Annotated in this window: 17 protein-coding genes and 1 rRNA gene; 9 read left to right on the top strand and 9 right to left on the bottom strand. The window is 41.0% G+C overall.

Annotation, left to right across the window (positions count from 1 at the left end; translation table 11 throughout):
- Positions 1–106: ribosomal RNA gene (gene rrf, locus L2730_RS21400) — 5S ribosomal RNA — on the top strand; the annotation flags it as partial.
- 658 nt (positions 107–764) lie between these two features.
- Here the strand turns inward: rrf and L2730_RS21395 are convergent.
- Positions 765–1,421 carry a YccT family protein gene (locus tag L2730_RS21395; protein ID WP_248976439.1) on the bottom strand — a complete coding sequence of 219 codons (657 nt, stop codon included), beginning with the start codon at positions 1,419–1,421 and terminating at the stop codon, positions 765–767.
- 168 nt (positions 1,422–1,589) lie between these two features.
- Between L2730_RS21395 and L2730_RS21390 the strand changes: the two genes are divergently transcribed.
- Both L2730_RS21390 and corA read left to right on the top strand, forming a co-directional pair.
- Positions 1,590–1,955: a hypothetical protein gene (locus L2730_RS21390; RefSeq protein ID WP_248976438.1), complete on the top strand. Its 366-nt coding sequence runs from the start codon at positions 1,590–1,592 to the stop codon at positions 1,953–1,955.
- A gap of 105 nt (positions 1,956–2,060) precedes the next feature.
- The gene (gene corA / locus L2730_RS21385; RefSeq protein ID WP_248976437.1) at positions 2,061–3,008 is read left to right on the top strand and encodes a magnesium/cobalt transporter CorA; all 948 of its coding nucleotides are present in this window, start codon (positions 2,061–2,063) and stop codon (positions 3,006–3,008) included.
- 16 nt (positions 3,009–3,024) lie between these two features.
- On the opposite strand, the gene L2730_RS21380 is transcribed toward corA, so the two are convergent.
- Both L2730_RS21380 and L2730_RS21375 read right to left on the bottom strand, forming a co-directional pair.
- Positions 3,025–3,363, bottom strand: coding sequence for a DUF3135 domain-containing protein (locus tag L2730_RS21380; protein WP_248976436.1), 339 nt, complete (start codon positions 3,361–3,363; stop codon positions 3,025–3,027).
- Positions 3,364–3,464: 101 nt separating this feature from the next.
- The gene (locus L2730_RS21375) at positions 3,465–4,724 is read right to left on the bottom strand and encodes a cyclic di-GMP phosphodiesterase (protein WP_248976435.1); all 1,260 of its coding nucleotides are present in this window, start codon (positions 4,722–4,724) and stop codon (positions 3,465–3,467) included.
- Positions 4,725–4,845: 121 nt separating this feature from the next.
- Here L2730_RS21375 and L2730_RS21370 point away from each other — a divergent pair, with 121 nt between their 5' ends.
- Complete coding sequence (locus L2730_RS21370; protein WP_248976434.1) at positions 4,846–5,538, top strand: 2OG-Fe(II) oxygenase; 693 nt, start codon at positions 4,846–4,848, stop codon at positions 5,536–5,538.
- Here L2730_RS21370 and L2730_RS21365 read toward each other — a convergent pair.
- Together L2730_RS21365 and L2730_RS21360 are read right to left on the bottom strand one after the other, a co-directional pair.
- Positions 5,531–6,883, bottom strand: coding sequence for an ATP-binding protein (locus L2730_RS21365; protein ID WP_248976433.1), 1,353 nt, complete (start codon positions 6,881–6,883; stop codon positions 5,531–5,533). The genes L2730_RS21370 and L2730_RS21365 overlap by 8 nt on opposite strands.
- Entirely contained in the window at positions 6,874–7,548 is a 675-nt protein-coding gene (locus tag L2730_RS21360; RefSeq protein WP_020912358.1) for a response regulator, read from the bottom strand. Before L2730_RS21360 ends, L2730_RS21365 begins: the two co-directional genes overlap by 10 nt.
- A gap of 273 nt (positions 7,549–7,821) precedes the next feature.
- Here L2730_RS21360 and L2730_RS21355 point away from each other — a divergent pair, with 273 nt between their 5' ends.
- The 3 genes from L2730_RS21355 to L2730_RS21345 are packed head-to-tail and all read left to right on the top strand — an operon-like array spanning position 7,822 to position 10,894.
- The gene (locus L2730_RS21355) at positions 7,822–8,679 is read left to right on the top strand and encodes a putative selenate ABC transporter substrate-binding protein (protein ID WP_248976432.1); all 858 of its coding nucleotides are present in this window, start codon (positions 7,822–7,824) and stop codon (positions 8,677–8,679) included.
- 3 nt (positions 8,680–8,682) lie between these two features.
- Positions 8,683–9,393, top strand: a complete 711-nt coding sequence (locus tag L2730_RS21350) for an ATP-binding cassette domain-containing protein (protein WP_248976431.1) — start codon at positions 8,683–8,685, stop codon at positions 9,391–9,393.
- Entirely contained in the window at positions 9,356–10,894 is a 1,539-nt protein-coding gene (locus L2730_RS21345; protein ID WP_248976430.1) for a PhnE/PtxC family ABC transporter permease, read from the top strand. Before L2730_RS21350 ends, L2730_RS21345 begins: the two co-directional genes overlap by 38 nt.
- Positions 10,895–10,963: 69 nt before the next feature.
- Here the strand turns inward: L2730_RS21345 and L2730_RS21340 are convergent, their stop codons facing one another.
- Positions 10,964–11,308, bottom strand: coding sequence for a hypothetical protein (locus L2730_RS21340; protein ID WP_248976429.1), 345 nt, complete (start codon positions 11,306–11,308; stop codon positions 10,964–10,966).
- 299 nt (positions 11,309–11,607) lie between these two features.
- Positions 11,608–12,339: a hypothetical protein gene (locus tag L2730_RS21335; protein WP_248976428.1), complete on the bottom strand. Its 732-nt coding sequence runs from the start codon at positions 12,337–12,339 to the stop codon at positions 11,608–11,610.
- Between the two features lie 368 nt (positions 12,340–12,707).
- Between L2730_RS21335 and L2730_RS21330 the strand changes: the two genes are divergently transcribed.
- Positions 12,708–14,279, top strand: a complete 1,572-nt coding sequence (locus tag L2730_RS21330) for a sensor histidine kinase (protein ID WP_248976427.1) — start codon at positions 12,708–12,710, stop codon at positions 14,277–14,279.
- A complete protein-coding gene (locus L2730_RS21325; protein ID WP_248976426.1) occupies positions 14,276–15,631 on the top strand; it encodes a sigma-54-dependent transcriptional regulator in 1,356 nt (451 codons plus the stop codon). Before L2730_RS21330 ends, L2730_RS21325 begins: the two co-directional genes overlap by 4 nt.
- Before the next feature lie 75 nt (positions 15,632–15,706).
- Here L2730_RS21325 and L2730_RS21320 read toward each other — a convergent pair whose 3' ends face one another.
- Together L2730_RS21320 and L2730_RS21315 are read right to left on the bottom strand one after the other, a co-directional pair.
- Complete coding sequence (locus L2730_RS21320; protein WP_248976425.1) at positions 15,707–16,345, bottom strand: LysE family translocator; 639 nt, start codon at positions 16,343–16,345, stop codon at positions 15,707–15,709.
- Positions 16,346–16,538: 193 nt separating this feature from the next.
- A complete protein-coding gene (locus L2730_RS21315; protein WP_248976424.1) occupies positions 16,539–17,354 on the bottom strand; it encodes a helix-turn-helix transcriptional regulator in 816 nt (271 codons plus the stop codon).
- Between the last annotated feature and the right edge of the window lie 141 nt (positions 17,355–17,495).

Here is a 17,495-nt window from a genome sequence, read left to right as displayed (position 1 = left end):
ATAGAGCTGTGGTCCCACCTGATCCCATTCCGAACTCAGAAGTGAAACACAGTATCGCCGATGGTAGTGTGGGGTTTCCCCATGTGAGAGTAGGTCATTTCCAGGCGCCTATTTAGTATCAAAGCCCGCTATTATATAGCGGGCTTTTTTACGTCTGCAGTTTGAGCAAGTTATTGATGGTTGCTGCCTCTCATAGCGTGACACTAATAGCTGTGCGGCCAATATGCCCACGTGTCCACTTCGAGGACAATAAAGAGTAGGTCATTTCCAGGCGCCTAATAAGTATCTAAGCCCGCTACGATGCAGCGAACATTATTACGTCTGCAATTTGAATCAGTTAATCATTAAACTACAGCTCTTAGCGTGACACTGATAGAGGTGTGGCTGATATACCCATGTGTCCACTTCGAGGATAATTAAGAGTAGGTGATTTCCAAGGGCCAATTTACTCATGCTGAGCAAGGTAAAATTATCAAGCGAAGCCTGATGCAGTCAATGGGGGCTACTGGAAGTAGGAAATGCCATTTATGCGGATGCATATAAATAGCCTTGAAGCTGGTCATGACAGTCCCTTATGTTTATCTGCATTAGTCTAGATTGCTATTGCTGCGGAATTTTTACTTTAGGTTATTTAAGAGTGATACTACGCTGTAGCGGGGAATCGTGATTGCGATTGCATCTTATATTAGGGAAGTGAAAGTTGAAATGGCACGGAGAGTTGCAATCTGTATCTTGAGCTTAGCCGCGCCATTATTAGGCTAATTTTATTCTTTGCTGTTAATCTTCAATTTGAATGCCTTTCTGGTTTCTTCATCGGCTTGTTGGTACCAAAAGTCGAGCATCTGGCCAACATTTATTTGATCTGTTTGCTTGGGGTCATTAGCCTGTTTCGTAACGTTTTCAACCTGCAGCAAATTTGGCTGAACTTTAGCTGCTATTGGCGCAGCTAAAGCGCCTAACGCAGCAATTTGGTTACTACTATTGTATTCAAAGATCTCTTTTTCATAATCACGACCAAGCTGCATACCATCTTTGATGAGTTTGTCCTGACGGAATGCAATATCGACTCCTGATGTATCTTTAAGGCTTATCTTAGGTTCCCGATTAAAAGCATCAGCGGCGCTATTAGAGCGTATTCTAGGAAACGTAATAGTTAGTGATGTATTTTCTGCTAAGAATGTCATGATCATAACGTCAGAGCTAAATTGCGTCTGAGACCCTTGCTGTTGATAACGGCCAATATATCTCAATGCTAATTGGTTTTCACCGTTGTCTAGCGTCAACTTACCTGTGCTGACGCTTTCTTTACCATTGACCAAAACAAGTTCGGAATTAGAGGGGGGTGTAACCTCCACGTTGGCAAAAGCAGCGGAGTTGATGCAAATTAACAAAGCAGTAAGAACAGAGTGGGATAATCTCATAAATGGTCTCTATTGGAATTGATAACTACTTTATAGCAGAACAGTTTTCCTTTTGCAGGTTCATCACCAATTAATGAGCTACTGTGTTTAAATGCTTAGATATTATTAACAGTTTCAAACTGTGAATTTGGTTATAATGTTTTTTCATTATGGGTTTGGAGATTGCGCGTGCTAACAAAAATTCTAGTGACGATGTTAGTCATAGCAGGTGCTATGTTTTATATTCGCCAGTCTAAAGTGAGTCCCGCTAAAGAGCGAACCCAAGATATGGGGCGAGGAATAATAATTCGTTTTGCTTTATATGCAATTGTTAGCCTTTCATTATTGGCAAGCGCTGGCTATTGGTACTGGGATTGGCAAGATGGTAATAAGGTTGTAAATGTAACTATTGTGTCACCTATGAGTGATGATAGCGTAGTTTATCAAGTAAGAAAAAAGAATATTACCAACAATGAAATAACAACAGTTGATGGAATAAGAGTCAGGTTGTCTAATCAAGAGCGAATTATTGTTGCAAATACGGTTAAAGAGTAATATTTGTGGTTTTTCTTTTAGTTAGCGCTTTGCGATATATCTTTTTGGGTTAGAATAGCCTCGTTTTTTACCCCATTAATTGATTAAATGTATGAAGGAGGAGCTATGATAACAGCCTATGCCTACGAAAATCGTAACCTAACGATTAGCGAATTGAGCATAAAGGATAATATCCCTCCCGGTACTATGTGGTTGGATCTTTATAAACCTGACGACAATGAAAGAGAGTGGTTGAGCCAGTTTTCAGTTGAAGATGTTCCTGAAGAGGAAGATATCAATGAAATTGAGGCGTCTGCTCGTTTTTATCAGAATAAAGATGGCCTACACATTAATTCACTGTTTCCTCAAAGAGCTGGTCAAGATGTAAGAGGCGTTAACGTCTCTTTTAATATCCGACAGAACTTCCTACTGACGATTCGGGAAGAGGATGTAGGTTTAATTAGATTGCTGAGAAACTACTTGAGGCTTGGTCGTATAGAAGCTTCCACACCCCAAGCATTATTGCTTGAGCTTTTTAATTTAAAGGTCGATTACCTCTCGGATTTGATTGAAGATGTTTACACTGTACTTGATAGTGTGAGTGAAGAGGTTTTCAAAAATGAAGAGCTTGATGATGTCTTTAAGCTGATCACTCGACAAGAAGACTCCAACGGTAAGATAAGGTTGAGTTTGCTCGATACACAGCGCTCGTTGCGGTTTATGCAAAAGTATTATCGTGATCAATTATCCGATGGTGAACTTAAAGATCTTCGGGAAATGCTATCAGATATAGAGTCCTTGATGCCACATAGCCAGTTCATTTTTGATAAGTTGAATTTCTTGCTTGATGCTGCAATGGGTTTCAGTGGGTTACAACAGAATAAGATTATTAAGATATTTTCGGTTGCAGCAGTAGTGTTCTTACCACCCACAGTGATCGCAAGTAGTTATGGTATGAACTTCGCTAATATGCCTGAGCTAGATTGGCAATTTGGTTACCCTATGGCGATTTTGATGATGTTTGGCAGTGCCGCCGGGACATATCTTTTCTTTAAGCGTAAAGGTTGGTTATAGTTAAAACAGCTCGCATCTAGCGGGCTGTTTTAGTTTCAGCATTTTGCTCAGTATTATTAAATGAAAGTACCTTAGCTTTGTGTTGATAAAACTCATCTGGACGATTAAGCACTTCATTAAGACTCGATAGTTTTTGATACATCATATTACTAACTACGTGGTAGCGTTGATAAGGTGTCTTGCAAAGAGACAATTTTTTTTCTAGGTGATCCAGTAAAGATATTAATTTGGGTTTACTGCTTGCTGTACTTTCTTCTATCACTTCTTGGTTTAACTTTTTTTGCAAAGTATCTAACTTCTTGGGATCGTTTTCCGCAAGCCAAAGCAACCTGTCAAAACTGGGTAATTCAGTCATAAAAACTCACTCCACTGCATTTGCTATTAGATTAAATCTAGTAACTGCTGCGTAATAGAGCAAGAAATAAACAGGCAGAACCCTTGTAGAGTTGTGTTTCCCTAGTTGTCGCTACCAAAAAAATAGCTGACTCTCTCTCTAGGATTTAGGTATTTGAATACTTTTTCAGGAAGAGCAGCAGGCGGTAAACATCTAACAATTGTTATGCCTTCTTGTGCCAGCTCCACTATAGGTGCTTGTTCTTTTGGTACTAACGCATCGTAAACTAAGATCCTTGGCAGTAGTATTTGGCTCACATTCACAGACATCACCATGCCGTACTGGCCTGAAGAAAGTTCAACAATACTGCCTGGTGGGTAAATCCCAAGCATTTTAACCATTCTACTGACAATGTCTGGATTTAGTTGTGCCTGATAATGTTTGTACAAATATCCGAGAGCTGAAAAGGGCGTGCGTGCCTTTCTACTTCTATCTGAATGGCAGAGGTTATCATAAGTGTTTACAGCAGTGACAAGTTGACTTAGTTTATCGATTTCAGGTTCTTTTAGCCCTTTGGGAGTACCTGAGCCATCTAGAAACTCATGATGGTTTAATATTATTGGTAATGCTTGTGGTGGAAAGTTATCAGCAAGCTTAAGTAATTCGACGCCCATAGCGGGGTGTTGATTGATAAAGTTTTGCTCAGCCTGAGTTAATGGCGATGTTTTTCTCATCAGTTGAGTTGGCACTTTTAATTTACCGGTGTCATGAAATAAGGCTCCTAGTCCAACGAGCTCTATTTCATTGCGAGTCCAACCTAGTTCTTTTGCGATTAACATCGATAAGACGGATACATTCAAAGAGTGAAAGTAAATCCCGTCATCTTTTTTTGAATCGCACATTAGGTGTAAGACTAATTTATCCGATGTTAATAATTGTTCGCAAATATTATGGACAAGCTCTTTTGCATCGTTGACCGCATTCAGCGGGCGATTGCGTAGTTTACCCATTAAACTGCGGATCATCGCCACTGAACGTTCAAACTGTTGTTCAGTTTTCTGTAAATGACGCCTCAAGCTCTTGTGAGCTTCAATACTTTCAGCTTTTTGCTTGTTAAGCTCATCTGAAAGCTTATCCAAATCACTTTTAACAGCTTTTTGTTTTGGGTCCAGAGCATCTTTAACGCTTAAGATTGGCGTATCGCTGCGCTCAACGATAACGAATACATGTTCAATCCCAAGGTTCTTAATGAGTTCAATTTGAGCTTGTTGCCGAATTTTAAAGCTACTGAATAAGAATGGATGATCTTTCCATGAGATAGGTAGTCTGATGAAGTTACCGATCTGTAGCTGCTCAACTGCAACTTTACAACTATTTGGCATATGTGTTTGTGTGAGTCTTCCTTAATTTGCTATTTTAACGCAACCTATATAATTTACAATTGCTTAACTCATATGTTTACAAATATGGGAACTCAAACCATAACAGTTTTAAGAGTATCAAATGGATTTTATTGAAATATACCCAAATGCGCTTCCCGATGAACTTTGTGATCAGCTTATTGCTGCCTTCGATAGCCACCCTGGAGTCTTAGCTGGAAGCACTGGAGGTGGCGTAGATATCGATAAAAAGCTAAGCCGCGATCTGATGCTGGATTCACATGATGATCTATCAGCACTTAAAAATAGCTTGCTAGGTTATACGCTTTCTCATGCTGCTAAATATTTCAATAAGTATTCAATGGCACTGATGGGCGCGGTATCGGTTGGAGTGGCTGATGATAAAGGTAATACTGTAACACTTACGCCAGATAACTATAGGGCATATGGAGAGCCAAGAGCGGAGGCCATTGTTAAGTATCTTTATCGAAGTGGAACGATAAATGTGCAAAAGTATGATAAAGACAAAGGAGGCTATCCCCATTGGCATTCGGAGCAGTTCCCACAATTAAACCATAATGAAGCCTTGCATCGAGTCGTGTTATATATGTTTTATTTAAATGATGTGGAGGAGGGGGGAGAAACGGAGTTTTATTATCAAGATAGGGAAGTAAAACCTAAAAAGGGCACAATGGTGATCGCGCCAGCCGGTTTTACCCACTCGCATCGTGGCAATAAGCCCAAGAGTTGCGATAAATATATCGCAACTTCATGGATAATGTTTAATCGTGCTGAGCAGCTCTATGGTGTTAAATAGGGATAGAGATCCTAAAACAAGCTCCTTCCAATTCTGACGTCTCAATACTGAGGCGTCCACCATAACTGATAACGATCTCATTGCAGACAGCAAGGCCAATACCTTGTCCTGCTTTTTGGGTATCGGCTCGAACACCACGCTGAATGATATTCTGTCTGATACTTTCATCAACGCCAGGGCCATCATCTTCAACTAATAACTCAAACTCGCCGGCATCGTTGTAATAAGATGATACTCTAACCGTGGTGATGCATAACTTAAATGCATTCTCCATCAAGTTGCCACAAAGCTCCATTAAGTCGCCTTTATCACCTGGGAACACGTGCTCTTGCTCAATGCGTGCTTCGAATAATACCTGCTTATCGCGATACACTTTAAACAGCATTTGCGAGAGCTGGTCAACAAGCGGAGCGATTAAGGTTTGTTCCTGCTTCAACCCCTTACGACCTAGCATTGCCCGTTTCAATTGGTATTTCACCAATTGATCCATCTGGCTAACTTGTTCCATTATTTTCTCGCTGGTCGCCTCTTTATTTAATGTGGCATCATCAGTGATGGCATGCACGGCTGCCAAACGAGTTTTAAGACTATGGGCCAAATCATTCATCGCGTTTTGGTAGCGTTGTTGTTGTGCCCCCGATTGTACTAATAGCTGATTCAGTGCTTGTGTAACACCTTCTAGTTCAACGGGGTAGCCTTCAGAAAGGGTCTTCGATTTTCCACTATTTACCGACTGTAGTTCATTTCTAAGTTGCACTAGAGGACGCATTCCCCAATAGGCTGCACTTATCAATAATACTAGCGCTAGTGCAAGTACAAAACCGAGACGTATATAGGTTCGACGGCTAAACTTGTTGTACTCGTCTTGTAATTTTTCAGCGTCTTTCAATACCAGTAAATTATATTCACTGCCTGCGATATCTAATGAAAGTAAATAAACAAAATAGCCACGGGTATCCGCGAGTGAAAGATAATAGGGGGGGTTACTATTGCGGATCTCGTTGAACCGCTCACAAGTATCAAATAGGCCGCGGTCAACAGCCATTGAAGATGTCCATACTTGGTTAAAAGTGCTATCACAACTGGCTATAATATATCGCTGAGAGGTATTGTTTTCTGCTAACCACTCATCGCTATTATCAGGAAGTAGATCATGCTCTCTTAGTTCAGCGGCAACTTTGGGGATCTCTGCAATGAGTTGAGAAGTTTCTTCGTTGTAACTATTTTGTGCGTGAAGGATATTGACCATCCACGCTAAACCAAAGCCCACTAGAGCGATGATTGATAAAGAGGTGAGAAACATCCGTGTTAGCAGACGTTTCTTAGGTTTAAAGTTTAGCTGCATGGCAGATTAAATTTATAGCCTTGACCACGAATGGTTGCGATAGGGTTTTCCAAACCATCTTTGGTTAGCTTTTTGCGTAACCTGCTTACCATGACTTCAATGGTGTTTGGGTCGCCTTCTTTGTCGCCGTAGATCACATCAAGTAAACGCTGTTTTGCGACAACTTCGTGGCAATGGCGCATTAAGTACTCAAGAATGAGATACTCAAATGCGGTGACTTCCATCGGCTCCTCATTCATTGATACTTGCTTTGCAGCTAAATCTATTTCCAGTGCACCACTGGTTATTTTTGGCTTTACAAAACCAGCGCTGCGCCTAACGAGAGCGTCAAGTCGAGCAACGAGTTCTTCTTTTTGGAATGGTTTGACAAGGTAGTCGTCAGCACCTGCATTGAGCCCCTCGACTTTGTCTTGCCAGTTGACTCGTGCAGTCAAAATCAGTACCGGTGCTTTAAGGCCATTATCGCGTAGGCTTTGAATCAAACTAATGCCATCTTGATCCGGGAGACCAAGATCAACAATCGCAACATCGATTGGATAGTTTGTTGCTTGATAAAATCCCTCTTTTGCTGTTAATGCAACTTGAACTTGATTTCCCAGTTCACTCAATTGCACTTTTAGGTGGTGAGATAGAATCGGATCATCTTCAACAACCAATATTCTCATAGTCAAATATCCTTGAATGCGATAAAGATTAGTTTACGCAGAATTATGCCAACTGCCAACTAAGTGTTTCAATTTACGTAGGAGTTTACACTTCAATTACTTAACCTTTGCTGAATTGTGTTGTCATTAGGCTTGAGAAAGGACTTGAACGTCGAAAATAGAAGCACGGTTATGTCTTAATCCGTAATTATCTAACACTTTAGCGACATAAATCTGGGTTTGTTTGCGCAATTTGGTTAAGATCCGTTAAATTTTTGTCAAATCAGGTCGATTATGTTCGCGATTAAACCCCTTATTAGTGTGTTTCTCTTGCTTGTTGTTGCGCCAAGCGCATTAGCGGCTACCTTTACATTTACCGCTATTCCTGACGAGGATGAGAGTCAATTGCGAACTCGTTTTGATAAAGTTGCCGTATATTTGGAAGAGAAGCTTGGGGTTGAAGTTAAATATATCCCTGTAAAGTCATACTCTGCAGCTGTAACAGCATTTAGAAACAATCAAGTACAGCTGGCTTGGTTTGGTGGCCTCTCTGGCGTTCAAGCAAGACGACTTGTGCCTGGCTCTGACGCAATAGCCCAAGGCTACGAAGACCAATTTTTTAAAAGCTACTTTATCGCACATCACTCGACCGAGATGCTAGTTAACGATAGTTTTCCAAACCTTAACGGCTATACCTTTACCTTTGGCTCGAAAGACTCAACATCAGGCCGGTTAATGCCGCAGTTCTTTATTGAACGAAACTTGGGTAAAAGACCGGAAGACATTTTTAAGCGCATTGGATTTTCCGGTGATCATAGTCGCACCATTGCTCAAGTCCAAGCTGGGGTCTATCAAGTTGGGGCTGTAAATTATAAAGTGTGGGAATCCGCTGTTGCAGCTGGAAAGGTTGATTTAAAAAAGGTTGATGTCATTTGGGAAAGCCCTTCATACCCTGACTACCAATGGACCGTGAGAGAGGGGGTTGATGACGCTTTTGGTGAAGGCTTTAAAGCTAAACTGTCGGCAGTATTATTGGAGATGTACGATCCTGAACTGCTCAACAGTTTTCCTCGTAAGTCTTTTGTGGCTGCAGATAACTTAGATTATGAGCCAATTGAAAATGTTGCTAAAACCATTGGTCTAATTGATTAATCGATGCTAAATATTAGTGGTTTTTCCCTTAGCTTCGGCGACAAAAAAGCACTCGACTCTATCGACCTTTCAATAAAAGCAGGAGAAAAAGTGGCTGTTATTGGTAGTTCGGGCTCAGGGAAATCAACGCTTATTAGTCATATTAATACCCAGTTGCATGGGAGCGCAGCATACTGCTCCCAGCAACAGGGCTTAGTTGAAAGCTTGAGCATATTTCATAATATCTATATGGGCGCTCTGGGCAGGAACTCTGCACTTTATAACTTGTTGAATTTACCATTCCCTTTTAAAAAGCCACTTGAAGAAATCGCCATTATTGCTCAAGACTTAGAGTTAGATTGCCCATTATCACAACCTGTTTCGAAGCTCTCTGGTGGCCAGCGACAGCGAACCGCTGTCGGTCGTGCCATTTACCAAAAAATGCCGGTTTTTATTGGTGATGAGCCTTTTTCTGCTCTCGATCCTTTAATGAGTAAGCGATTGATTAAGAATGTATTACAGCAACATGAGTCGGTAATTATGGTGCTGCATGATATGAGTATGGCGTTGCAGTATTTTGACAGGGTGATTGGGTTACGCAACGGTAAAAAGCACATTGACACTAAAGCTTCATCTTTGACGATTGGAATGTTGCAGGATTTTTACCAAGGCTCGATGAATCAAGAGTTTATTGCCAGTGAGTCTGCAATCGTCGAGTCAGCCGTTTGTGATTAGACATGAGTCACGATGGGCTTTTTTTGGCTATTGGCAGCGAGTTTCGTTAGTTTTACTGGTTATTACGCTCACATGCTTTTATTGGGCAGATACAGAGATCATTGCGTTAGAGCCATGGAGTGAGCTAAAACGTATTGGGTTAGGGTTTCTTTCGCCAGATTTTTTAGCAACTGAATATCTATTCGAAGCAATATGGCAGACAATCAGCTTCGCCTTACTTGGCGTCGCGGCGGGTTTATTGATAGGTGGCCCAATTGCGCTGATTTATAACAAGCCGATTGTTGCTGCAGTTTGCGCTTTTATCCGTTCTATCCATGAGTTGTTTTGGGCATTACTATTTTTACAAGTGTTTGGGTTATCTCCTTTAACTGGGGTGTTAGCAATCGCTTTACCTTATGGTGCAACATTTGCTCGAGTTTTTAGTGATATTTTACAGCAAGCGCCAGCCTCGACATTGCAGAATTTACCCGCTAATACCGATAAAATCAGCCGCTACCTATATGGCCGTTTGGCTCATGTTTTTAATGAAATAAAAGCGTATGTGCGTTATCGCTTTGAGTGCGCCCTAAGAAGCAGCGCGATACTTGGTTTTGTTGGAATGCCGACATTAGGTTTTTATCTTGAGTCTGCGTTTAGGCAGGGGCACTATCATCAAGGAGCAGCACTGCTCATTCTGTTTATCGTGATAATAGGTACGATTTCTTATTGGTGCCGCGCTAAGCTCTTACCTGTATATTTTATTGCTGCCATCCTGCTATTACCTGAAATAACCACCATAGATAGTTCGCTTGTTTGGCGTTTTTTAAGTGATGATATTTTACCACCGATGTTCCAAAGCCATAGTGTTGAGCTGTTATCTAGTGATAAATGGGATTTGTTTGGCGAGTGGTTTAATCGGATTATCACTGAGCAAGCTGTGCCTGGTGTGTTGGCGACCTTGTTACTTGCTATCGCTGCGCTAGGTGGCAGTTACTTGTTAACTATTATCTTCACAGCCGTTAGTTTTAAACCATTAACAGGCTCATTTGTAGCGGCTACAAATAACGTTAACTTACTTATTTTAAGGTCAGTACCTGAGTACATATTTGCATATATTTTCATGCTGTTACTGGGACCATCCATGCTACCTGCTATTTTGGCTTTGGCTATTCATAATGGCGCTTTAATCGCTTATTTAGTCGCGAGGCAAAGTGCGTCGACTGTTTATAGTCAGCATTTTAACGGTAAGTTTGATGGTTATACTTATGATGTATTACCTAGGATATACCCTAATATGATGGCATTACTTTTCTATCGATTTGAAGTTATTTTGCGTGAAACTGCGATTCTAGGGATGTTGGGCGTGGCGACATTAGGATTCTATATCGATAGCAATTTTTCTGAAATTCGCTTTAATGGCGCATTAATATTGATTTGCGTAACAGCACTGTTGAATATTTTTATTGATATCGCGAGCAGAAGATTGCTCGCGAATCACTCAATACCGGATAAATCTTGTTGAACTACATAATGGTACTCATTACCGCCATCCCAAAGCGTTCCGTACTTTTAGTCGTCGGATGGAGTAAAACTAATTGAAAATTCGGCGCTGACTGCGTTTATTGATAATGCCGTTACCGCACCAAGCTGCAAATAAGGTAAATACTACAACACTAGTCATAATAATACTCAGGCGATACCACGGCGCTTCAGCAAGCATGCGCATTTGAACATATTCAAAAGCGCTTGTTCCCCATACTAAGAAGGCTGATACCACTAGCGTCAATTGTAATAAACGAGTCACCCATGTCGCTCTAATGAACAGAAGAGTAGGTGCGATAGCATAAGCTATGCAAGCCTCTGTTTGCCCAAATCGAAGAAAATGTGCGCCGAGCAATAAGTATGCAAGACTGATAAAAATAATACGCCACCACATAGTACTAACCCTTGTTGAACTCTGATACCCGAAGAGGATACGGTAAAGTTAAACAAGTATTCTATCGACAGCTTCACAATTAACAAATTAATATTCGTTAAGACCACATGTTATGTGCAGAAATAGTGAACATACTCCTTTTTATCTCAAGGGAATCCGTCGGCGCCATGCCTATCATTGCAATCAGTATAGAGGCTTGAACGCTCCCCGAGAGTTTAGCCGCTGCGATACAAGCTCATGGCCTTGAATTTGTACGCCTAAAACATACTGGGGAGGTCAGTTATTGATTGAAGTAAAGCTTACTTAGCATCTTTGAGTGCCGCGATGAGCTTTTCTTTGTCTTCTTTACTGAGATTGCTGTGATTAATTAAGCTGAGAATATGTTCGGTAGTTTGCTCGTTTTCATCATCACCATTAATGATAATATACTTACCATGGTTATCACTGTCACCAAAACGCATGACTTCTAACTCTGTTATTTGCTCAGTGATCAGCTCAATATCATCTGATAAAGAATCAATATGAATTTCAAAGTTGCCTTCATTCTGCTCAAACAATCTCTCTAACTCGAGCGCTTTAGCCTCTAACTCACCGGATTTAGCTTCAATTTTTACCACATGGGCTTCAATTTCAGCTGTTTTTCCATCGAGTTCTTGATACAGCTTTTCTAGCTTTATTTTTATCGCCTTATCTTGCTTACCATCGATGATAAAAACATTGTCTTTAGTGGGTTGCTGCATACGAGATAAAGTACGTGTTAATAGCGCTTGGTCTTCTTTTGGTAATACACTCAGTTTTTCTTTGAGCACTGCTTTGTCTTTTAACTCTTGGGCAGTAAATGCTAGCTCATGTTGCTTGCCATTGGATTTCACCGTGACGTGGGTGATGTCATTTTCGTCAGTTTCAATTTGAGTGCTAAACACTTTCTGATCAGTTTCAGTTACATCGATATCAGTGGGAGCTGCAAAAGTGCTACTTTGAAAAGCTAAACCGCAGGTTAATAGTGCACATACTAGTAAGTTCTTTTTCATGCTCGTTTTCCCTTATTTCATTTTAATATTGTGGCTTTAAAGTCGCCATAGAAGCTTTGCTCAGTTCAAACTAGATATAGCGAAGATCGTGCCAACTCCTTTAAGTCCACTATTTATGGGACTTTTACTATTAAATTGAAGAGTAACTCTCTAAAGAGTATTGAGATCTCCCCAAAAGGGCTGATGACTTCCCCATATGGGGACTTTGTTATTAAACATGATAAGGTTAGTAGCAAATGACCGCGTGTAATGCTGGGTTCCGCTGAGGCCTTTGTGGTTTTCAAGCTGGTATCAAACTTGTATAGCTATAAATCTGATAAGAGAACTTCTCAATATAAAAGATATTGAGACTAGGTAAAGAGTTAACTATGTCTATTAAGCGTTATGTTTTTCTGTTGTTTGGAGCACTCATTTTGATGTTGGCGATTAGTCAGCTTTTTGTAGCGCAGTATTTTAAAACACAGCTTCAACAAGAGTTGGAACAAAGCTCAAGATCATTATCGAAGAGTTTGGTCAGTGTCGTCATTCAAAAAGCGTCCGATATCGATAGCTGGGAATTCACCCGTTCTGATCATAGCGAGTTTATTGAGTCAGAAGATAGCGAGCAATTTGTAATCGAGCTTGATGAAGATATAGCTGATTTAGACGAAGAGATTGCTCAGCTTGCGCAGTCGCTGGTGGATATCACCGCTAACACCACTTCGGTTAAGGGAGATGCTTATCAAAAACAGCAATTGGCATTGCAAGAGAAAGTGCAAGCTTTGCTAGAGAAAGAGCGCCGTGATATTGAAGGAGAGCGTGAAAATCTGCAACAACTAAAAATAGAGGCAGCGAAAGAGTATCAACAGCGAGTCGAAGAAAGCCTTAATAGTTTTGAGGTTGATACCGATGACTGGCTGCAAGCTGGTAGAGTCATGATAGTAGAGGGCGATGCTGATGACGGTGTTGTTGTCCGTGAACAACGTAGTATTGAATTGCCGAGTCATGGTGCCAATCATTTGCTAGAGCGTTTTAGTGAGTCGGTGCTGCTGGTGATCCTACTCACGAGTGTTATGGCGCTCATACTTGCCTACTGGTTAAGTCATCACGTTACAGAGCCATTAAGCGAATTGGCTCGTGGCCATAAGAAACTAAGTGAAGGTCGTTTTGGCATTCAGCTAAAAGAGCAGGGAGTCAAAGAACTTAAAACGATCATGAGTGGCTTTAACCGCATGAGTCTTGCACTAGATAGTTGGAAGAAAAAAGAGCAGCAGATGTCACAGCAACAGCATCTGGCAGACCTTGGTCAAATCACTAGGGGAATTGCCCATAGCTTGAGAAACCCCTTACACACCCTAGGCTTGCTGTCAGAGCAAAGTATCTATACCGAATCTCAAGATGACCGCGAAGCGGTAAATATAAAAATGCAAAAGAAAATCGGCTTAATGGATAAGAGTATTCAATCATTATTAACCCTTTCTAGCCATGAGGTACAACGTGATAGCTTGGTACCATTGAATGCTATCGTGCAAGATATTTTGCTTGAATTATCGATTTCGGGACTAAAACCCAAAGTGATTTTTGATGCTGATAATGTTGTGGCCGTTCATGGCGCAGAATCAGAACTTAGAAGTATTGTACATGCGGTGTTGATCAATGCAGTAGAAGCAGACATTAATGGCACGCAAATTAAGATTGAGTTGAGTCAAATTGAGAATAACAGAACTATTGTGATTACAGACTGGGGTAAGGGTATCGAACCTTCAATTAAAGAACTGATGTTTAAGCCTCATATATCCACAAAAGCTGAAGGCTCAGGGATGGGGATCTATATCGCTAAGCGTCTGATTGAAAGCCACTATGGTGGCGATATTTTTTATCAAGACAACCCAGAGGGAGGAACCATCGCGACTATTTTATTTATCGATTCCCCACGCCAAACTTCGGAGAGCAATAGATGAGTCAACGACCTTTGCATATTCTTGTGGTAGAAGATGAACCTGATCAACGCTCATTAATCAGCCAAATGCTAACTGCAAATAACTACCTTGTTAGTGAAGCCGATAGCGTGGAACAAGCTATTTTATTGTTAAAGGAGTCAGTGCCCGATTTGGTCTTTTCCGATTGGAAGCTAGGGCAGTTATCAGGGATGGATTTGCTGACTTACGTTAGGCGAGAGCATGCTGATTTAGGTTTTATTATTGCGACGGCATACGGCACCATCACTCATGCGGTAGATGCTATGCAAGCGGGAGCCGATGACTATCTGTCTAAGCCGTATCAGCGCCAAGCACTGTTTATGGCAATTGAAAAGGTCGCTAAATCACTAAAGCTTAAACAGCATAATAAGCGTTTAGCGTCAGAGTTATCACAGCAGCAGGAGCTGGTGGGGTTAGTTGGTAAAGCTCCCTGTATGCAAAAGGTTTATACAAGAGTGCAGCGTGTCAGTGCGACTGATGCCACTGTCCTTATTGGTGGTGAAAGTGGCACAGGTAAAGAACTGGCAGCCAGAGCTTTGTATCAATTATCACCAAGACGAAATAAACCTTTCATTGCCATAAATTGCGGGGCTATTCCTGAAAGTCTGGCTGAGTCTGAGTTATTTGGTGCGGAAAAAGGGGCATTCACTGGCGCTACAAGTCAAAAGATCGGTAAATTGGAAGCGGCAAACGAAGGCACTATATTTTTAGATGAAGTGGCTGAGTTACCACTGCTACAGCAGACTAAATTATTGCGATTTTTACAAGAGGGAGTGATCTCTCGGTTAGGGCAAAATAGCGAAATTAAATTAGATGTTAGAGTTATTGCTGCTACTCATCGAGATCTCAAAGTTGAAGTCGAAGAGGGGCGTTTTCGTGAAGATCTATTCTACCGCTTAAATGTGGTGCCAATTGAGATGCCACCGTTACGTGAAAGGCAAGAAGATATTGGTAGGTTGATAGAGCATTTCCTCAAAATACATGGTGGACAATACGGGCTGGAAGCGATGAAATTAAGCACAACCACCATGAAAGCTCTGTTGGATTACCCTTGGCCCGGTAATGTACGAGAGTTATCTAATCGTATTGAGCGATTTGTATTGCTCGGAGATGAAGACGAACTTGTCGCAGAGCTGACTCAGAGCCCAAGTGTGATTGATGCTAAAGCGTTTACACTGCCTGAAACAGGTTTCGAATGGGAAGAATTTGAAAAAGATTGTTTACAGCAAGCGATGCACCGTCATGACGGTAATCGTACTCGCGCTGCTAAGCAGTTAGGCCTGTCTTATAAAGCATTTCTATATCGTTTGGAAAAATACCAGCTAACGGACTGACAATATAACATTGTGTCCGCGCTAACTATGGAGTGCACAAATAGATGTTTGGCATTCAGTAATGATTGCCATTTTTTATATAATCACTCCAGATATAATCACCAAAGCGACGCTGATAAACACAAAACCTGTCAGCAGATTTATGACTGGTGTTGCTCGTTTTAGCTTAATCTGTATTTTGGGTTTGGTTAGTACCATAGCAATAAGACTAAACCACATCATAGAGAGAGTGAACAGTAATAACGCTGCAACACTTTTAGTTATGAATGACACTTGCGGTGTGATGAGTGTTGAAAACAGAGTGATAAAAAACACTAATGCTTTAGGGTTTAAAAGGTTGGTGTAGAGGCCTTGTAAAAAACCTTTTTTAACGCTTAATCCTTCGCTTTGCTGTGCCTTTTCTAAGGCAACTGGATCGCGCCAATGTGATAATGCTGCGCGTGCGGCACCAACTCCCATCCAAGCAAGATAACTTGCGCCAATAAGTTGTACCAGTATAAATAACTGCTCAGAACTATGAATGATCAAGCTTAATCCCGTCAAACTCAATAGGGTGTGGGCTAGGATAGCGACAGAGATCCCTGCAGCTGATGCAATCGCAACGGCTCTGTTCTCTTGAGTCGATAGTTTAACGACCAAAGCAAAGTCAGGGCCTGGACTGGCTAAAGCGATAGTGTGGATCACTGCGAGGGAAATGAGTAATTGAACATCCATAAGCGAGTTAAAATCTCAATTGTAAAGAAGCAAAGTATCAATATTAACCGTGATTATTACTTAGTCTCGATAATATTGATTGTAAAAAATTGCAGCGACTGCAATTGCTATTGTTTAACTAAACCCCTTGGGCAAATAGTTGTGGATATAGCTTGGCGTAGAGGTGCATATATTAAGGCACCTTAGACTCGCATTATATATGGCGTTGAAACATTGCAGGAGTGGTCAAATAGGCTTGTTTAAAAGCTTTATTGAAATGACTCTGGTCAAAAAAACCGACTTGATGAGCAACATCACTGACGCTACTTCCACTTAACAGAGCCTTCTTTGCATATTCTAACCGCATCCTTTTTAAATAAGCATGTGGAGTCATTCCGGTAGCGCTTTTAAACTGTCTTAAGAATTGAAACTTGCTCAGCGCGAGAGTATTAGCAAGGTAGGCTAGATCGAAACCAGCACCAATGTCATTGTGAAACAGTGATTTTATTGTCTCTAACTGCGCTGTTGATAAACGGTAATGTTTTGGTTCCGTTAACGGTGCTTGATTGTTTCTGCTGAATAACTCAGTCATAAAAGCCATTAGCATGGTTTCTGCTTGTAGGGAACTGACTTTGTCATTAGCAAGGGTTAACTGGTTATGTAACATCAGAAAATAACGATACAATTGGCTATCAGGATAGAGTGGTTGATTGAAGAATAGTGGTTGGTTAAATTCAGCTTCAAGAGTTTTTACATAGTGAAGTGGCAAAGCCATGACATGAGCCCTGTAGCCACTGTCTAGAAAACTAAAGCCGTTGTGACTCTCATCTGGATTTAAGGTCGATATTTGCTGCGGACTTAAACGATAACTCGCTCCCTTATGGCGATATTCTTGGCAACCGTAATCAACGACACCAAGGTGGTAATCTAGGTGTACGTGTTGTTCGAATACAAAATTGTTAAAGCAAGCTTTACTTAGCTCCATCTCTTTAACGATTTGTGGGTGCCAGTATTGAATCGTGTCTTGCATGCTTATGTTTGCTGATTAGGTCGGTATATTCAGTCTATCTTAGCTGTGAACCATAGGAATAGTAAATAATTGCAAGCTAAAGAGGAGTTGTTGCATATTCAGGTTAATATAGCCGTGTATTGTTATGTTATTTCGATCATA

Source organism: Shewanella kaireitica (assembly GCF_023284045.1).
Taxonomy (GTDB): domain Bacteria; phylum Pseudomonadota; class Gammaproteobacteria; order Enterobacterales; family Shewanellaceae; genus Shewanella; species Shewanella kaireitica.
This window is presented reverse-complemented; position numbering and strand designations above follow the sequence as displayed.